This is a genomic window from Streptomyces sp. TSRI0107 (genome assembly GCF_001905845.1).
GTDB lineage: Bacteria > Actinomycetota > Actinomycetes > Streptomycetales > Streptomycetaceae > Streptomyces.
Genome location: NZ_LIVZ01000007.1, coordinates 528771 through 544589, shown reverse-complemented (window position 1 = coordinate 544589; position 15819 = coordinate 528771). Strand labels below are relative to the sequence as shown.

18 protein-coding genes and 1 riboswitch are annotated in these 15819 nt (G+C 73.5%); of the genes, 12 read left to right on the top strand and 6 right to left on the bottom strand.

All coding sequences use genetic code 11. The annotated features are described in order from the left end of the window. Nucleotides 1–12: 12 nt before the first annotated feature. Nucleotides 13–154: riboswitch (cobalamin riboswitch) on the bottom strand. A gap of 203 nt (nucleotides 155–357) precedes the next feature. Then, entirely contained in the window at nucleotides 358–720 is a 363-nt protein-coding gene (locus tag AMK31_RS40710; RefSeq protein ID WP_073942254.1) for a CU044_2847 family protein, read from the top strand. Nucleotides 721–826: 106 nt separating this feature from the next. Here the strand turns inward: AMK31_RS40710 and AMK31_RS21770 are convergent, their stop codons facing one another. Continuing rightward, entirely contained in the window at nucleotides 827–1048 is a 222-nt protein-coding gene (locus AMK31_RS21770) for a hypothetical protein (protein WP_073942253.1), read from the bottom strand. A 35-nt stretch (nucleotides 1049–1083) separates the two neighbouring features. Next, entirely contained in the window at nucleotides 1084–2334 is a 1251-nt protein-coding gene (locus AMK31_RS21765; RefSeq protein ID WP_073942252.1) for an inorganic phosphate transporter, read from the bottom strand. Nucleotides 2335–2571: 237 nt separating this feature from the next. Here AMK31_RS21765 and AMK31_RS21760 point away from each other — a divergent pair, with 237 nt between their 5' ends. The 3 genes from AMK31_RS21760 to AMK31_RS21750 all read left to right on the top strand — a co-directional run bounded on the left by AMK31_RS21760 (nucleotide 2572) and on the right by AMK31_RS21750 (nucleotide 6161). Then, a complete protein-coding gene (locus AMK31_RS21760; protein WP_073942251.1) occupies nucleotides 2572–3309 on the top strand; it encodes a class II aldolase/adducin family protein in 738 nt (245 codons plus the stop codon). Nucleotides 3310–3396: 87 nt separating this feature from the next. Further along, nucleotides 3397–4524: an alpha/beta hydrolase gene (locus AMK31_RS21755; RefSeq protein WP_073942250.1), complete on the top strand. Its 1128-nt coding sequence runs from the start codon at nucleotides 3397–3399 to the stop codon at nucleotides 4522–4524. A 215-nt stretch (nucleotides 4525–4739) separates the two neighbouring features. Further along, nucleotides 4740–6161 carry a hypothetical protein gene (locus AMK31_RS21750; RefSeq protein ID WP_198948533.1) on the top strand — a complete coding sequence of 474 codons (1422 nt, stop codon included), beginning with the start codon at nucleotides 4740–4742 and terminating at the stop codon, nucleotides 6159–6161. A 39-nt stretch (nucleotides 6162–6200) separates the two neighbouring features. Here AMK31_RS21750 and AMK31_RS21745 read toward each other — a convergent pair whose 3' ends face one another. Further along, a complete protein-coding gene (locus AMK31_RS21745) occupies nucleotides 6201–6614 on the bottom strand; it encodes a VOC family protein (RefSeq protein ID WP_073942433.1) in 414 nt (137 codons plus the stop codon). A 289-nt stretch (nucleotides 6615–6903) separates the two neighbouring features. On the opposite strand from AMK31_RS21745, the gene AMK31_RS21740 reads away from it, so the two are divergent. The 3 genes from AMK31_RS21740 to AMK31_RS21730 all read left to right on the top strand — a co-directional run bounded on the left by AMK31_RS21740 (nucleotide 6904) and on the right by AMK31_RS21730 (nucleotide 9999). After that, complete coding sequence (locus AMK31_RS21740; RefSeq protein WP_073942249.1) at nucleotides 6904–8502, top strand: ABC-F family ATP-binding cassette domain-containing protein; 1599 nt, start codon at nucleotides 6904–6906, stop codon at nucleotides 8500–8502. Nucleotides 8503–8837: 335 nt separating this feature from the next. After that, nucleotides 8838–9059: a helix-turn-helix domain-containing protein gene (locus AMK31_RS21735; RefSeq protein WP_003976983.1), complete on the top strand. Its 222-nt coding sequence runs from the start codon at nucleotides 8838–8840 to the stop codon at nucleotides 9057–9059. A 136-nt stretch (nucleotides 9060–9195) separates the two neighbouring features. After that, nucleotides 9196–9999: an enoyl-CoA hydratase/isomerase family protein gene (locus AMK31_RS21730; RefSeq protein ID WP_073942248.1), complete on the top strand. Its 804-nt coding sequence runs from the start codon at nucleotides 9196–9198 to the stop codon at nucleotides 9997–9999. 20 nt (nucleotides 10000–10019) lie between these two features. Here AMK31_RS21730 and AMK31_RS21725 read toward each other — a convergent pair whose 3' ends face one another. Further along, entirely contained in the window at nucleotides 10020–10778 is a 759-nt protein-coding gene (locus AMK31_RS21725) for a nucleopolyhedrovirus P10 family protein (protein WP_073942247.1), read from the bottom strand. A 90-nt stretch (nucleotides 10779–10868) separates the two neighbouring features. On the opposite strand from AMK31_RS21725, the gene AMK31_RS21720 reads away from it, so the two are divergent. From AMK31_RS21720 to amaP, 5 genes are read left to right on the top strand one after another with little or no spacing between them, the layout of a single operon-like run. Further along, nucleotides 10869–11357, top strand: coding sequence for an Asp23/Gls24 family envelope stress response protein (locus AMK31_RS21720; protein WP_073942246.1), 489 nt, complete (start codon nucleotides 10869–10871; stop codon nucleotides 11355–11357). 19 nt (nucleotides 11358–11376) lie between these two features. Beyond that, the gene (locus AMK31_RS21715; RefSeq protein WP_073942245.1) at nucleotides 11377–11562 is read left to right on the top strand and encodes a hypothetical protein; all 186 of its coding nucleotides are present in this window, start codon (nucleotides 11377–11379) and stop codon (nucleotides 11560–11562) included. Next, the gene (locus AMK31_RS21710; protein WP_073942244.1) at nucleotides 11559–11942 is read left to right on the top strand and encodes an Asp23/Gls24 family envelope stress response protein; all 384 of its coding nucleotides are present in this window, start codon (nucleotides 11559–11561) and stop codon (nucleotides 11940–11942) included. Before AMK31_RS21715 ends, AMK31_RS21710 begins: the two co-directional genes overlap by 4 nt. Next, the gene (locus AMK31_RS21705; protein ID WP_073942243.1) at nucleotides 11939–12583 is read left to right on the top strand and encodes a DUF6286 domain-containing protein; all 645 of its coding nucleotides are present in this window, start codon (nucleotides 11939–11941) and stop codon (nucleotides 12581–12583) included. Before AMK31_RS21710 ends, AMK31_RS21705 begins: the two co-directional genes overlap by 4 nt. Nucleotides 12584–12588: 5 nt before the next feature. Beyond that, nucleotides 12589–13167: an alkaline shock response membrane anchor protein AmaP gene (gene amaP, locus AMK31_RS21700; protein ID WP_073942432.1), complete on the top strand. Its 579-nt coding sequence runs from the start codon at nucleotides 12589–12591 to the stop codon at nucleotides 13165–13167. Between the two features lie 32 nt (nucleotides 13168–13199). On the opposite strand, the gene AMK31_RS21695 is transcribed toward amaP, so the two are convergent. After that, nucleotides 13200–13955 (bottom strand): SDR family oxidoreductase, encoded by a 756-nt coding sequence (locus AMK31_RS21695; protein ID WP_073942242.1) that lies wholly within the window; start codon nucleotides 13953–13955, stop codon nucleotides 13200–13202. A 5-nt stretch (nucleotides 13956–13960) separates the two neighbouring features. Continuing rightward, nucleotides 13961–15748 (bottom strand): glycoside hydrolase family 15 protein, encoded by a 1788-nt coding sequence (locus AMK31_RS21690; protein ID WP_073942241.1) that lies wholly within the window; start codon nucleotides 15746–15748, stop codon nucleotides 13961–13963. Between the last annotated feature and the right edge of the window lie 71 nt (nucleotides 15749–15819).

The window sequence follows — 15819 nt, the reverse complement described above, 5'->3', positions numbered from 1 at the left end:
CCACGCCCTGGTTCGACGAGACCGGCGGTGAGAGTTCCTGGCTCCCGGGGCTGTTCTTCCCCGGTCACAGTGGCGGGACCGCGCCGGATTCACACCGGGCTTCCTCTCCTGCCGCCGTACATGGCTCGGGCAGTCCACCACGGGGCCGGAACGGCCGTCAACTTGCCGTTGACCTGCGAGGGGGGAGTGTGCAGAAGCCCACATGGCTAGCACGGCGCCCGGCCCGCCGTAACCGGCTCGCCCGAAATCCCCTCCTGCGGGCGGCATTCACCGGACCCGCTTGTGATCACGCAGGGTGAACGCCTGCAATTCCCCTGTGTCTCATAGGGCGTGAGACACAGGCGGGAGGGGACGCACGTGGCGTACGTGGGCGAGATGCCGCTGGACGACGGGCAGGTCGTGCTGCTGGCGGTGGCCGGGGAAGGCCCGGCCGGAGTGCAGCGGGTGGCGCGCGGCGGCCGGATCGCCGGGGCCGCCGAGACGCTCCAGCAGGCACTCGCCCGGGTCCGGCCCGCACTCGGCGCCGTCGTGGACGGGGCCCGCGCACTGCCCAGACCACCGGACTCGGTCACCGTGGAGTTCGGCATCACCCTCAGCGCCGAGGCGGGGGTCGTGGTGGCCCAGGGATCGAGCGAGGCCCACTTCAGCGTGACCATGCACTGGACGAACCCCGTCACGTCGGGTGTACCGGGGCAGCGTGACGGTGACGGCTCGCGATGACGACGACGTCCGGAGCCTCGGCGGGGACCGGCCCCGGACATGAGTCCGCCCTGCCCGGGCCGCCGCTGAGACGGCCCCGACAGGGCGGATCGAGGAACCCGGTGGGTCAGGCGACGATCAGGTAGATCCCGTACGCCACCGCCGCCGCGCACGCCGCGAAGCACGCGTACGCGCCGGTGACCGCGAGGGCCGCCGAGTCGCCCTGCTCCGCCGCGCGCTCGCGGCGGGACAGGCCGGCGATGCCGAGGGTGAAGAGGGCCACGAGGGCCACGGTGACCACGAGGCTGACGCCGAAGACGGAGCCGAGGGCCGCCCAGTCGATCTTCATGCTGTTGATTCCTTACGTACCTGGGTGCGCGGGGCTCAGACCGCGGCCTGCGAGGGCGCCGGGTCCGTGCTGGCGGGCTTGGCCGGGGCCGGGATGGTGGCCGCCAGCTCCTCGGCGGCGGCAGCGGTCGGCGGCGGGGTCACGGCGGCCATGGCCGTGGTCACCACGCCGGGCGACTCGGCGTCGTCGCTGTCGTTGACGTTGGTGTGGTCGACGACCTCGCGGCGGGAGATCTTCCAGATGGCGAAGCTGGAGCCCACCAGGAAGACCGCGACGAGCGCCGTGCCCCAGTCGCCGAAGCCGCAGACCCACTCGGCGAGCGCGGCGACCAGCGCGGCGGCCGGCAGGGTCAGACCCCAGGCGACGAACATGCGGGTGGCGGTGGACCAGCGGACCACACCGCCCTTGCGGCCGAGGCCCGCGCCCATCACCGCACCGGAGACCGAGTGCGTGGTGGAGAGGGAGAAGCCGAGGTGGGAGGAGGCCAGGATGACCGTCGCGGCGCTGGTCTGGGCGGCGAAGCCCTGCTGCGGCTGGAGGTCGGTGAGGCCCTTGCCCATGGTGCGGATGATGCGCCAGCCGCCGAGGTAGGTGCCGAGGGCGATGGCGACGCCCGCGGAGAGGATGACCCACATGGGCGGGTCGGAGTCGGGGGCGAGCGAGCCGCCGGCGACCAGGGCGAGGGTGATGATGCCCATCGTCTTCTGGGCGTCGTTGGTGCCGTGGGCGAGGGAGACGAGGCCCGCGGAGGCGATCTGCCCGGCACGGTAGCCCTTGGCGGCCGCCTTGCCGTCGGCCTTCTTGCCCATCGTGTACGTCAGCCGGCTCGCGATCATCGCGGCGATGCCCGCCACCAGCGGGGCCGCGATCGCGGGGATGAGCACCTTGGTGACCAGCACGTCGCCGTGGACGGCGCCGACGCCCGCCGAGGCGATGGTGGCGCCGACCAGGCCGCCCATGAGGGCGTGCGAGGAGGAGGACGGCAGTCCCACGAGCCAGGTCAGCAGGTTCCACAGGATCGCGCCGACCAGCGCGGCGAAGATGACCTCGGGACGTATGCCGCTTTCGTCGACCAGGCCCTTGGAGATGGTGTTGGCGACTTCCACCGAGAGGAAGGCACCGACGAGATTCAGGACGGCGGACATGGCCACCGCGACCTTCGGCTTGAGCGCACCGGTCGAGATGGTGGTGGCCATCGCGTTGGCGGTGTCGTGGAAACCGTTCGTGAAATCGAACGCGAGTGCGGTTACCACCACAATCGCGAGGATCAGCGAGATGCCTTCCATTTACCCAGGCAATCGTTCGAGGTCATTGGCTGGACGAAGGTAGGTAACCCAGGTGAACGCCAGGTGAACTGGGAAGGGCATCACGGTGTCTCTGAAGGAGGACCGCCCTTCCGTACGGCTCACGGGCCCTTGGCGAACGCCCTGAGCCGGTCCGTCGAGCCGTTGAAGAGATTCTGGTCACCCCGGCCGGCAGCGTTCCCGGCTCCGCCGCCCCGGCCCGCCTGGCAGGATCGCGTCATGGCTGAGCAGCGAGGGGATCGGCGGGACGTGCGGGGCAGCCGGGAGGGCGCAGCGGAGGTGACGGAGCCGCGCGGGAGCGGCGTGCGCGAGGAGGAGGCGCGGGCCTGGGACGCCCTGGTCGCCACCGCGCGGCGGACCGTCGCCGACGGGCTGGTCGTCGGCACGTCCGGCAACGTGTCCGTACGGGTCGGGGACATCGTCCTGGTCACACCGTCGGGCGTCCCCTACGACCGGCTCACACCCGCCGACCTCACCGGCGTGGACCTCACCGGCCGGCAGGTGCGCGGCACCCTCGTGCCGACCAGCGAGCTGCCGATGCATCTCGCCGTCTACCGCTCCACCGGCGCCCGGGCCGTCGTCCACACCCACGCGGTGCACGCGACGGCCGTCTCGACGCTCGTCCCGGAGCTGCCGGTGATCCACTACATGACCGCGGCGCTCGGCGGACCCGTCCGGGTTGCCCCGTATGCGACATACGGCACCGACGAGTTGGCCGAGAACATGCTCCACGCCCTCGCCGACCGCTCCGGCTGCCTCCTCCAGAACCACGGCACGATCACCTACGGCGCCACCCTCGACCAGGCCTACGACCGCACCGCCCAGCTGGAGTGGATGTGCCGCCTCTGGCTCACCGCCTCCTCGGTGCCGGGCCTGACCCCGAGCCTCCTGTCCGAGCCCCAGCTGAAAGCGGTGGAGGAGCGCCTGCGGGGCTATGGCCAGAGGGGTGCGGAGTGAGGTCGCGGGGGCGCGGGCGGGGCTGACGCGGACACGGAACCCGTCCGCCCACTGGCCGGGCGCCGCCTCCGCCCGGACACTGGATCCGTGCGCCCTGTCAAAGCGACGGCCGCTGCCGTCACCGCCATGACAGTCGCCGGTGCCGCCGCGGTGGCCGCCGGCCGGTTCGCCAGCGATGCCGCGCTCAAGGCGCCACCGGGCCGCCCGCTGCCCACCGAACCCCGGCTCACCGTGCACGGCACGGCCGCGGGGCAGATCGTCCTCACCCGGGACCTCGCCTCGCTGCGCCCCGGCACGTACGGCCTGGCCGGCGACGGGCTGCACGCGGTCGTCGGGCCGGTCCTCGAATCCGCCCCGCACACCGCCGACACCGTCGTCCGGAGGCTGCACCGCGTCACCCACGGCACCCTGGAGCCCGGCGACAAGGTCTGGCTCACCCCGAACGCGTACATCGGCGACCCGCACGCCGCCCTCGGCCTGGAACACGCCGACGTCGACGTCCCCGGCGAACTCGGCGCCCTGCCCGCCTGGTTCGTGCCCGGCGCCCGCGACACCTGGGTCATCACCGTGCACGGCCTCGGCGCCACCCGGGAGCACCCCATGAACGTCATGGGGTTCCTGCACCGCCAGCGCTTCCCGGTGCTCGACCTCGCCTACCGCGGCGACCTCGGCGCGCCCCGCCCCGCCGACGGCCTGAACCACCTCGGCGAGAGCGAGTGGCGCGACCTGGACGCCGCGATCCGCTACGCCACCCGGTACGGCGCCCGACGCGTCGTCGTGTACGGCTGGTCCACCGGCGCCACCATGGCCCTGCGGGCCGCCGCCCACTCCGCCGTGCGCGACCGGATCGCCGGACTGGTGCTGGACTCGCCGGTGCTGCACTGGGAGTCCACGCTGCGCGCCCTCGCGTCCGCGCGCCGCACCCCGGGTGCGCTGCTGCCGCTCGCGGTGCGCGCCGCGCAGGGCCGCACCGGGCTGCTCGGCGACCACGCCGACGACGCCGCCCAGGCCGGCCGGCTCGACGTCCCGGTCCTGCTCTTCCACGGCCCGGACGACACGGTGGCCCCCTGGGTGTTCTCCCGCCGCCTGGCCGCGCGCCGCCCGGGCCTGGTCGCCCTGCACACGGTCCCGCAGGCCCCGCACGGCGCCATGTGGAACGCCGACCCCGAGGCCTACGAGGAGGCCCTGAGGCGCTTCCTCACGCCCTTCATGTGAGCCCGTGGGCCCTGGCGCCTTCCCGCGTACATCCGTTTCGAACACACCCGCTCCCCGCCCGCTCCTCATCCGGTCGCGGCGATTCCGTTTAGCGTCGTACCACTGTCCGGTTCATGGCCTTCGGGCCCCTGCCGAACCCCCTCCCTTGGCCAGTCCCGTCGCCCGCGGTGACATTCCGTTTGGGTTTTCGGACCGTCAACCGGAAGACTGCACCCGTGACGTCCCGTATCCCGCGCGACTCCAGGCTTCGACTCGTCCGCCCGCGACCCCTGGCCGCCGCCCCCCGAGCGATGAACCAGCGGCCCGCGCGCCGCCCCGCCCCGCGCCCGCCGGAGGGCACCCCGGCCCCCGCGGAGCTGGCCGGAATGGCACGCTCAAGACTGGCCGGTGCCGCCCGTGTCGCCCGCTGGGCCGACACCGCCCTGCGCCCCGGCAGAGCCGGCGCGACCGCCGACGGCAAGGCCACCCTCACCGACGCGACCGCCGAACGGGCGGCCCTGGAGCTGGGCCTGACGCCGTCGCAGGTCCGCGCCGACTGGGACACCGCCCGGCTGGCCGGCCTCGTCGAGGTGCACGGCGACAGCGCCCGCCCCGGCTGGCGGCTGCGCGCCTGGCACCGCGACGACAGCGCCGTACTGCGCGGCTGGGTCGCCCTCTTCGACGCCTGGTCGCTCGCCTACCCGGAGCCCGTCGACCACGAGCCCGCCGCCGTCGCCGAGGTCGTCTCGGCCATGCCGCAGGTGCTCTCCTTCCTCCAGCTGTCCGCCGGGCCCGTCCCCGTCGAGCAGCTGCTCGACCTGCTCCAGCAGCGGGTGCGGGAACTGCGCACCGAGCGCTGCGAAGTGCCGTACGGCCCCCAGCGCGAACCCGCGCGGCCCGTCGCCGGCCTCGCGCAGCCCGCCGCCCCGGCCGACGCCGAACTCGCCCCGCTGCTCGACTGGGCCCTGCACGCCCTCGCCTCCGTCGGCGCCCTCACCTGCGCCGACGACCAGGCGACCCTCACCCCGCTGGGCAGCTGGGCGGTCTGGGTCAAGCTGGAGCAGATCTGCGTCGCCGCGCAGAGCCCCGCCGGCAACATCGAGGCCGCCGCCGAGGACATGTTGCGCGGCTGCGCCCAGCTGCGGCCCAACGCGGCCCGCGCCGAGTACCGGGCCTGGCTCGCCGCCCGCCCCGTCGGGAGCGCGGTCACCGAGCTCCTCGACGCCGCACGGGGCGACGACGCGCTGCTGCGCGGGCTCGCCTTCGAGGCGCTGCGGGTCGTCGGCGCCCCCGCCGAGCCCGATGTGCGCCTCGTGGTGGACGAGCCGACGCTGCGGCCCTACGCCCTGCTGTGGCTCGCCGAGCAGGAGGGCACCGACCCCGAGGACGCCCATGAGGTGCTGACCCGGGACGAGGCCACCTGGCTGTGGGTCGACACCGCCGCGGCGGTCGCCGACCACGGCGAGGCGCCGATGCTGGTGCGGCACCTGGAGTCCGCGGTGCAGCCGACCGTGCCCGCCCTGCTCGACGAGGTGCGCGCCGTCGGTCATCCGCGCACCGTGCAGGTCCTCGTCGCGCTCGCGGCGGCCCACCCGGACCCCGCGCTGGCCAAGGCCGTGCGCCGCGCCGCCTTCCAGGTGCACACCGGGGGGAGCTGAGGCGCCGCCGGGGCGCGCGGGCCCGGGCGCCGCGGCGGCTCAGGGGCGTATCTGCGGGGCGTACGTGCCGAACGTCCAGACGTTGCCCTCGAGGTCCCTGGCCATGTAGTCCCGGGAGCCGTGTTCCTGGTCCGTCGGGGGCATCAGGATCTCCACGCCGTGGTCCACGGCCTGCCGGTGGTGTGCGTCGACGTCGTCCACGACGATGTACGCCCCGGCCGGGCCTGAGCCCTTCATCGCCGTGTCGAAGACGCCGCCGCGGCCCTTCGAGCCGAGCATCACCGCGCCGTTGCCCTGCACCAGCTCCGCGTGCAGCACCACGCCGTCCTCACCCTCGTACACCGTCAGCTCGGTGAAGCCCAGGGCCTCCGTGAGCTGCCGGATCGCCGCTTTCGCGTCCGCGTACGACAACGCCGGGAAGATGCTCGGACGTCCGTTGTCCGTGCCCGCCATACCGATCACTCCCTCGTGCTCGACACCGGCCCGCGCCGGGACCCCGCCACCGGGGCCCACCGCGCAATCCAGTCTTGCAGCCACCACTGACAACGGCCCGGGGCGTGTCGCCGCATGCCGGCAGCCCCTGGACAACGATCTTCCCGGCCCGAGATCGAACACCCGGACGCAGAAAAAGTGCTTGCACCACCCCGTTAGACTGGCCCCATGGCCATTCTCCTCGCGCATTAGACGGCGGGAACGTCCCGAAGCCCCCCGTCCCGCCCACCATCCGCCCTGGAGTCTGTCCGTGATCTCCGCCTCCGGTATCGAGCTGCGCGCCGGTGCCCGCGTCCTCATCGAGTCCGCCACCTTCCGTGTCGCCAAGGGCGACCGCATCGGCCTGGTCGGCCGCAACGGCGCCGGCAAGACCACCCTCACCAAGTGCCTGGCCGGCGAGGGCATCCCCGCCGCCGGCACCATCGCCCGCTCCGGCGAGGTCGGCTACCTCCCGCAGGACCCCCGCACCGGCGACCTCGACGTCCTCGCCCGCGACCGCATCCTCTCCGCGCGCGGCCTCGACCTGCTGATCCGCAAGATGCGCGAGAACGAGCAGCGCATCGCCAGCGGCAAGGGCGCCACCCGCGAGAAGGCGATGCGGCAGTACGAGCGTCAGGAGACGGAGTTCCTGACCAAGGGCGGGTACGCCGCCGAGGCGGAGGCCGCCACCATCGCCGCCGCGCTCAACCTGCCCGACCGGGTGCTCGGCCAGCCGCTGCACACGCTCTCCGGCGGTCAGCGCCGCCGCGTGGAGCTGGCCCGCATCCTCTTCTCGGACGCCGACACCCTGCTGCTCGACGAGCCGACCAACCACCTCGACGCCGACTCGATCGTCTGGCTGCGGGACTACCTCAAGACCTACCGCGGCGGCTTCATCGTCATCTCGCACGACGTCGACCTGGTGGACACGGTCGTCAACAAGGTATTCTACCTGGACGCCAACCGCGCCACGATCGACATCTACAACATGGGCTGGAAGCTCTACCAGCAGCAGCGCGAGGCCGACGAGAAGCGCCGCAAGCGCGAGCGCGCCAACGCCGAGAAGAAGGCCGCCGCCCTCAACGCCCAGGCCGACAAGATGCGCGCCAAGGCCACCAAGACGGTCGCCGCGCAGAACATGGCCCGCCGCGCGGAGAAGCTGCTCGCCGGTCTGGACGAGGTGCGGCAGTCCGACAAGGTCGCCAAGCTGCGCTTCCCGGAGCCCGCGCCCTGCGGCAAGACCCCGCTGACCGCCGAGGGCCTGTCGAAGTCGTACGGCTCGCTGGAGATCTTCACCGACGTCGACCTGGCCATCGACAAGGGCTCCCGCGTGGTCATCCTCGGCCTCAACGGCGCCGGCAAGACCACCCTGCTGCGTCTGCTCGGGGGCGTGGAGAAGCCCGACACCGGCCGGGTGATCGAGGGCCACGGCCTGAAGCTCGGCTACTACGCGCAGGAGCACGAGACCCTGGACCCCGACCGCACGGTCCTGGAGAACATGCGCTCCGCCGCGCCCGACATGGACCTGGTCGAGGTCCGCAAGGTGCTCGGTTCGTTCCTGTTCTCCGGTGACGACGTCGACAAGCCCGCAGGCGTCCTCTCCGGCGGTGAGAAGACCCGGCTCGCGCTGGCCACCCTGGTGGTCTCCTCGGCGAACGTGCTGCTGCTCGACGAGCCCACCAACAACCTCGACCCGGCCAGCCGCGAGGAGATCCTCGGCGCGCTGCGCACCTACAAGGGCGCGGTGGTCCTGGTCACCCACGACGAGGGCGCCGTGGAGGCGCTCCAGCCGGAGCGGATCATCCTGCTGCCGGACGGCGTGGAGGACCTGTGGGGTTCCGACTACGCGGATCTCGTCGCCCTGGCCTGATCGAGAGTGTGATCCACCGCGTATGGATCATTCGGCCCAGCCGTGATCCATCATCTGTGTGAGATCTCCTCACCCCAGGGTGTGTCCTACACCGATTTCGCGGCCGACTCCTTTGTCGACAAGGGGTCGGCCGCCTCGCGTCCCTGACCTGGAATTTCGCGGAACAACCCGTTCGGACGTATGCCGTCCATCACGTGGAACAGTCGATTCCGCTTGTGGGGATGTGCTCCCGTCGTCAAAACCCTCATCTACGGACCTTGCCGAATGGGTGGCCATGAAGCCCCAGAGGGGTGATCATGAGGAGACCAGAGCGCACTTCCCATGAGGAGGCACGGGTGGCCGAGACTCTGAAGAAGGGCAGCCGGGTGACCGGCGCCGCGCGCGACAAGCTCGCGGCAGACCTGAAGAAGAAGTACGACGCCGGTGCGAGCATCCGGGCGTTGGCCGAGGAGACCGGCCGCTCGTATGGCTTCGTGCACCGCATGCTCAGCGAGTCGGGCGTCACGCTCCGTGGGCGTGGCGGGGCGACCCGGGGCAAGAAGGCCACGTCGGCCTGACCAGCCCCCGGGTGGCCCCACGGCTTCGATGGTGGCCACCCGGTCGGTCGGCTGATCGGCCGGGTGGTTACTGTGCAGTCACTTAGGAGTGCCCGCAGACGGCACTCGCGATGACCGCACCCATCGGAGGCGCCCCATGGCTTCGCTCGACCCGGTAATCGACCCGGTACTCGACAAGGACGGCGTACGGCTCACCGTCGACGACGCGCTCGCCACGGTGACGCTGACCAACCCGGCCAAGCGCAATGCGCAGAGCCCCGCTCTGTGGCGGGCGCTGGCCGAGGCGGGCCGGCTGCTGCCGGGCACCGTCCGCGTGGTCGTGCTGCGCGCCGAGGGCAAGTCGTTCTCGGCCGGACTCGACCGGCAGGCGTTCACGCCCGAGGGCTTCGACGGCGAGCCGTCGTTCATCGACCTCGCGCGCGGCGGCGACGCCGAACTGGACGCCACCATCGCCGAGTACCAGGAGGCGTTCACCTGGTGGCGGCGCAGCGACCTCGTGTCCATCGCCGCCGTCCAGGGGCATGCCATCGGCGCCGGATTCCAGCTGGCGCTCGCCTGCGACCTGCGCGTCGTCGCCGACGACGTGCAGTTCGCCATGCGTGAGACCAGCCTGGGACTCGTCCCCGACCTCACCGGCACCCATCCGCTGGTGAGCCTCGTCGGGTACGCCCGCGCGCTGGAGATCTGCGCCACCGGACGGTTCGTCCACGCCGAGGAGGCCGTCACCACCGGACTCGCGAACGTCGCCGTGCCCGGAGACCAGCTCGACGGCGCCGTACGCGACCTGGCCGCCGCCCTGCTGGCCGCGCCGCGCGACGCCGTCGTCGAGACCAAGGCGCTGCTGCGTGGCGCCCAGGACCGCACCTACGAGGAGCAGCGCGCCGCCGAGCGCCAGGCCCAGGCCCGCCGGCTGCGCGACCTGGCCGGGATCGGCGACTGACCACCCCGGCACGCCGCCGGTCAGCCCACCGAGGTGACCAGCACGGCCACCGACGGGTGATCCGGCAGCGCCTCACCCACCCGCGCGCGGACCTCCCGGGCCACGTCCACGGCCCGGTGGTCCGCACGCAGGGCGACCTCCAGCCGGACGTGCCGCCGCGGCAACGCGTGCGGCGCCGCCCCGGCCGCGTCCGGTCCCTCCCCGGCGCCCACCGCCCGTTCCTCGACGTGCACCGCCCGGCCCGCACCGCCCAGCGTGCCGGTCAACCGCGCCACGCCCGGCACGGACAGCACCAGGTCAGCGACCCGCGCCTCGTCGCCGCCCGCCGCCTCCCGCGCGTCCGGCGGCTCCGGCGGCCGTACGACGGCCGGCTCCCGCTCCTCGTCCAGCAGGTCCGTCACCCGCAGATCGACCTCCGCGACCCGCAGTCCCAGCCGCCGCGCCGACGCTTCCAGCAGGGCCGCGCGCACCCGCGCCGCGGACTCCGGGAGCGGCGCCGCCGCCCAGGCCGCGAACTCCGCCGTCAGCCGCAGCGGGCCCGGCGGCAGCGCGCTCGGCGGCGCCGGCACGGCCGGGTCGTAGGTGTGGTCCGGGTCGGCCAGCGCGATCCGCAACGCGCCCAGCCGCACCCCCGTCACCTCGTCCGCCGCGCGCCACAGCACCGCGCGCGCCGCGGCCTCCGCGATCCAAGCCCCATCACGCGCGTCACCCAGCGGCAGGATCCTGCCGAGCCCCAGCTGATCCCGCACCGCCCGCGTCCACCGGTCCGCCGTCGTCATTGCTCCAGCCTGCCTCATTCCTGGCGCGCGACCGAGCAACCGCGCTTACCGTTGTCGCAGGGGGTGACGAACCGAAAGGGACGTACGGCGATGACCGACATGACGGACCGGAACAGGACGCAGACCCCGGAGGGCGGGACCGACTCGCCCGTGCAGACCCACAAGGCCACCCGGCGCGGCGGGGGAGACCCCGGCACCAGGGGGCGCACCACCATCGCCGACGGCGTGGTGGAGAAGATCGCCGGGCTCGCCACCCGGGACGTCGTCGGCGTGCACGCCATGGGCAGCGGCCTCAGCCGCACCATCGGCGCCGTACGCGACCGGGTACCCGGCGGGACCAAATCGGTGACCCGCGGCGTCAAGGCCGAGGTCGGCGAGAAGCAGACCGCACTCGACCTGGAGATCGTCATCGACTACGGCGTCTCGATCGCCGACGTCGCCCGCGATGTCCGCGAGAACGTCATCGCGGCCGTGGAGCGGATGACCGGCCTGGAGGTCGTGGAGGTGAACATCGCGGTCAGCGACGTGAAGCTGCCGGACGAAGAGGAAGAGGAACAGCCGGAGCCAAGGCTGCAGTGACGCACCGGAGGAGCACAGGATGAACATGGCCGTGGCCGGAATGATCGCCGGGATGGCGCTGGGCTTCGCCGGGTACTTCGGCGGTTTCGGCGCGTTCCTGCTGGTGGCCGCACTGGGCGCCGTCGGGTTCGTCGTAGGCCGGCTCCTCGAGGGAGACATGGACCTGCGCGACTTCTTCCGGCCGCGCGGCAGCCGGCAGGGGTGACGCCGGTGAACAGCGGCGCCGGTGAGATCCCCCGACCCCTCGGCGCCCCACCGCCGGGCGAACGCGGTGCCACGCGGATCGCCGACCGCGTCGTCGCGAAGATCGCCGCCCAGGCGGCACGCGAGGCGCTCGGCGCGGTGCCCGCCGAGGCGGCGCCGCCGCACGCGAACGTGGCCGTCCACCACGACGCCGCGCGGATCCGCATCCACCTCGAACTCGGCTACCCCGCCGACATCGGCTCCCGCTGCCGCGCGGTACGACGCCGGGTCGCCGAACGGGTGGGCACGCTGGTGGGATTCGAGGTGCCGGAGGTCGCCGTCCAGGTGGAACGCCTGCACCTGCCGAAGGCGCTCGGCGCGGCACGGGGGAGGACGCGATGAGCGAACCCCACGGCTCCGACGGCACCACACAGCGGATGCCGGTCCTGGAGAAGGCGGAACGGGCCCCGGGCCCCGAGCCCGCCCCGCCCGCCAAGAGCGCCGGCCGGCGCTTCTGGTCCGCGCGCCGCGTGCCCGCGGGCATCGTCGCCGCCCTCCTGCTCGGCGTGTCGGGCCTCTTCCTCTACGACATCGCCGCCGTACGTGCCGACCGGCCGGCCATGCGCTGGCGCCGCGAACTGGCCCGGCAACTCGCCGAACGGCCCCTGGACGACCCCTGGGTCCTCACCGGCGCCGGCGTCGCCGCGGCCCTCGGCCTCTGGCTCGTCGTCCTGGCCGTCACGCCCGGCCTGCGCGCCCTGCTGCCGATGCGCGGCACCCGACCGGACGTCCGCGCGGCACTGCACCGGCCGGCCGCCGCGACCGTGCTGCGCGACCGGGCCATGGAGGTGGCGGGCGTGCAGTCGGCACGGGCGAAGGTGCGCCGCCGCAAGGCCACCGTCCGCGCGGTGTCCCACTTCCGCGAACTGGACGACGTACGCGCCGACCTGGACGCCGTGCTCGGCGACGCGCTCGCGGGGCTGGGACTCGCCCACCCGCCGGCCCTGTCCGTGCGCGTCCGGCGACCCGGCAGGAAGGGGTGACCACCATGCTCAGGACCGTCAACCGGGTACTGCTCGGCCTCGTCGGCCTCGTCCTCGTCGCCCTGGGCGGCTCCGTCCTCGCCGTCGGGCTGGGCGCCCCGCCACCCTCCTGGTGGGTCCACCAGAGCCGCCACGACGTCCTGCTCACCGCCGCCGAGCGGACCCGCTGGCGGGACGCCGACTGGTGGTGGCCGGCCGTGCTCGCCGCGCTCGCCGTCCTCGTGCTGCTCGCCCTGTGGTGGCTGATCGCGGTGCTGCGCCGGCGCCGCCTGAACGAGGTCCTGGTCGACACCGGCGACGGCGAGGGCGCCCTGCTGCGCGGCCGGGCCCTGGAGGACGTCCTGGAGAGCGAGACGGCCGGCCTGGACGGCGTCACAGGCGCCCACGTCCAGCTCACCGGCCGCCGTACGGCCCCCGAGGCCCGGGTGCGCCTGGCGCTGGAACCCCACGTGGACCCGGGAGAGACGCTGGAGCATCTCACGGACCGGGTCCTGACCCACGCCCGTGACTCGGCGGGCCTGGCGAGCCTGCCGACGGAGGTCCGCCTGCGGGGTGTCAAGCACCGCGCGGAACGGGTCACTTGAGAGCGGCGGAGACCGGCTCCCGCCAAGAGCCCTCAGAACCCGTGCCGCGCCCCGCCGTCCACCGGCACCATCACACCCGTCAGATAGGAGGCGGCCGGAGACAGCAGGAACGCCGCCGTCCGCCCGAACTCCTCCGGCGTGCCGTACCGGCGCAGCGGAATCCGCGACTCCGCTGCCGCTCGCGTCGCCTCCGGGTCCGCGGACAGCGAGTCCAGCTCGCGCACCCGGTCGGTGTCGATCCGGCCGGGCAGCACCCCGACCACCCGGATGCCGCGCGGACCCAGCTCGTCCGACAGCGACTTGGCCAGGCCCGCGAGTCCCGGCCGCAGGCCGTTGGAGATGGTCAGCCCCGCGATCGGCTCGTACACCGATCCGGACAGCACGAACCCGATGACACCGCCCTCGTCCAGCTCGGCGGCCGCCGCGCGGGCCAGCCGCACCGCGCCCAGGAACACCGACTCGAACGCGGCCTGCCACTGCTCGTCGGAGTTGTCGGCCACGAAACCGGCCGGGGGCCCGCCGACGCTGATGAGGATGCCGTCGAACCGGCCGAACCGCTCCCGCGCGGTCGCGATCAGCCGGGTGGGTGCCTCCGGGTCGGAGTTGTCCACGGCCACGCCCACCGCGTTCGGTCCCAGCGCGTCGGCCGCGTCCGCGACCGTCTTCTCGTCCCGCCCGGTGATGATCACCCGCGCCCCGTCGGCGACCAGCTCGCGCGCGGAGGCGTTGCCGAGGCCGCGCGTGGCCCCGGTGACGACGTACACCCGGTCCTTCAGTCCAAGATCCATGACCCCTATCCTGCCCGCTCGTCCCCGAACAGGGCGAGAGCGGTGTTCACCAGCCCGATATGGCTGAACGCCTGCGGGTAGTTCCCGAGCTGGCGGCCGGTCGCCGGGTCGTACTCCTCGCCCAGCAGCCCCACGTCGTTGACCAGCCCCACCAGCCGCTCGAACAGCCGGCGGGCCTCGTCCGTACGGCCCGCCATGTGCAGGGCGTCGGCCAGCCAGAACGAGCACACCAGGAAGGTGCCCTCCTCCCCGGGCAGCCCGTCGACGGTCGTCCGCCGGGCGCTGTAGCGGCGCAGCAGACCGTCGTGCTCCAGTTCCTCGCGGACCGCCTCGATGGTGCCGAGCACCCGGGGATCGTCCGGCGGCAGGAAGCCGACGCGCGGGATCAGCAGCAGGGCGGCGTCCAGCTCCTTGGAGCCGTAGTACTGGGTGAAGGTGTTCCGCGCGGGGTCGTAGCCGCGCTCGCACACCTCCTGGTGCACCTCCTCGCGCATCGCCCGCCAGGTCTCCCGGTCGCCGTCCAGCTGCGGATAGCGCTCCAGGGCCCGCACCGCGCGGTCGAACGCCACCCACACCATCACCTTCGAGTGCACGAAGTGCCGGCGCCCGCCGCGCACCTCCCACAGCCCCTCGTCCGGCTGCCGCCAGGCCCGGCTCAGGAAGTCCACCATCGCCCGCTGGATCTCCCACCCCTGCGGCACGATCGGCATGCCCGCCGTGCGGGCCAGCGACAGCGAGTCCATGACCTCGCCGTACACGTCCAGCTGCACCTGCTTGACGGCGGCGTTCCCGATCCGCACCGGCTGGGACTGCTCGAACCCCGGCAGCCACGGCAGTTCCGCCTCCGGCAGCCGCCGCTCGCCCGCCACGCCGTACATGATCTGCAGGTCCGCCGGGTCACCCGCGACCGCGCGCAGCAGCCAGTCCCGCCAGGCCGCCGCCTCCTCCGCGTAGCCGCCCGCGAGCAGCGCGCCGAGGGTCAGCGTGGAGTCGCGCAGCCAGCAGTAGCGGTAGTCCCAGTTGCGGACCCCGCCGATCTCCTCGGGCAGGGACGTGGTGGGGGCGGCGACGATGCCGCCGGTCGGCGCGTAGGTGAGCGCCTTGAGGGTGATCAGGGAGCGGATCACCTCGTCCCGGTAGGGGCCCTGGTAGCGGCAGCGGGCCGCCCACGCCTGCCAGTCCGCGACGCTCGACTCCAGCGCGGTGAACGGGTGGACCAGCGGCGGGCGCGGCTCGTGCGAGGGATGCCAGGTGAGCACGAACGCCACCCGCTCGCCCGCCCGCACCGTGAACTCCGAGTGAGTGCAGAAGTCCTGGCCCCAGGTGTGCACCGGGGGCTCGCTGCGCAGCCACACCGAGTCCGGGCCCGCGACGGCCACGCGATGGCCGTCGGAGCGGCGCACCCACGGCACGATCGAGCCGTAGTCGAAGCGCAGCCGCAGCGTGCCGTGCATGGTGACGCTGCCGCTCAGGCCCTCCACCACGCGGACCAGATCGGGGGCGCGGTCGCGCTGCGGCATCAGGTCGGTGACCCGGACCGCCCCCTGCGGGGTCTCCCACTCGGTGTCCAGCACCAGCGTGCCGGGACGGTAGGCGCGCCGGGTGCAGGGGCCTTCGGCGTCCTTGGGGGCGAGACGCCAGTGGCCGTTCTCCTCGTCGCCGAGCAGCTTCGCGAAGCACGCGGCCGAGTCGAAGCGGGGCAGGCACAGCCAGTCGACCGAACCGTCCTTGCCGACGAGGGCGGCGGTCTGAGCGTCGCCGATGAGCGCGTAGTCCTCGATACGGGGATGCACGGGGTGCGGGTTCCCGGCGGGCCTGGGGGCCAATCGGGGCTACGGCCGGGCGGGTGAGGCCGCGGCCGGGC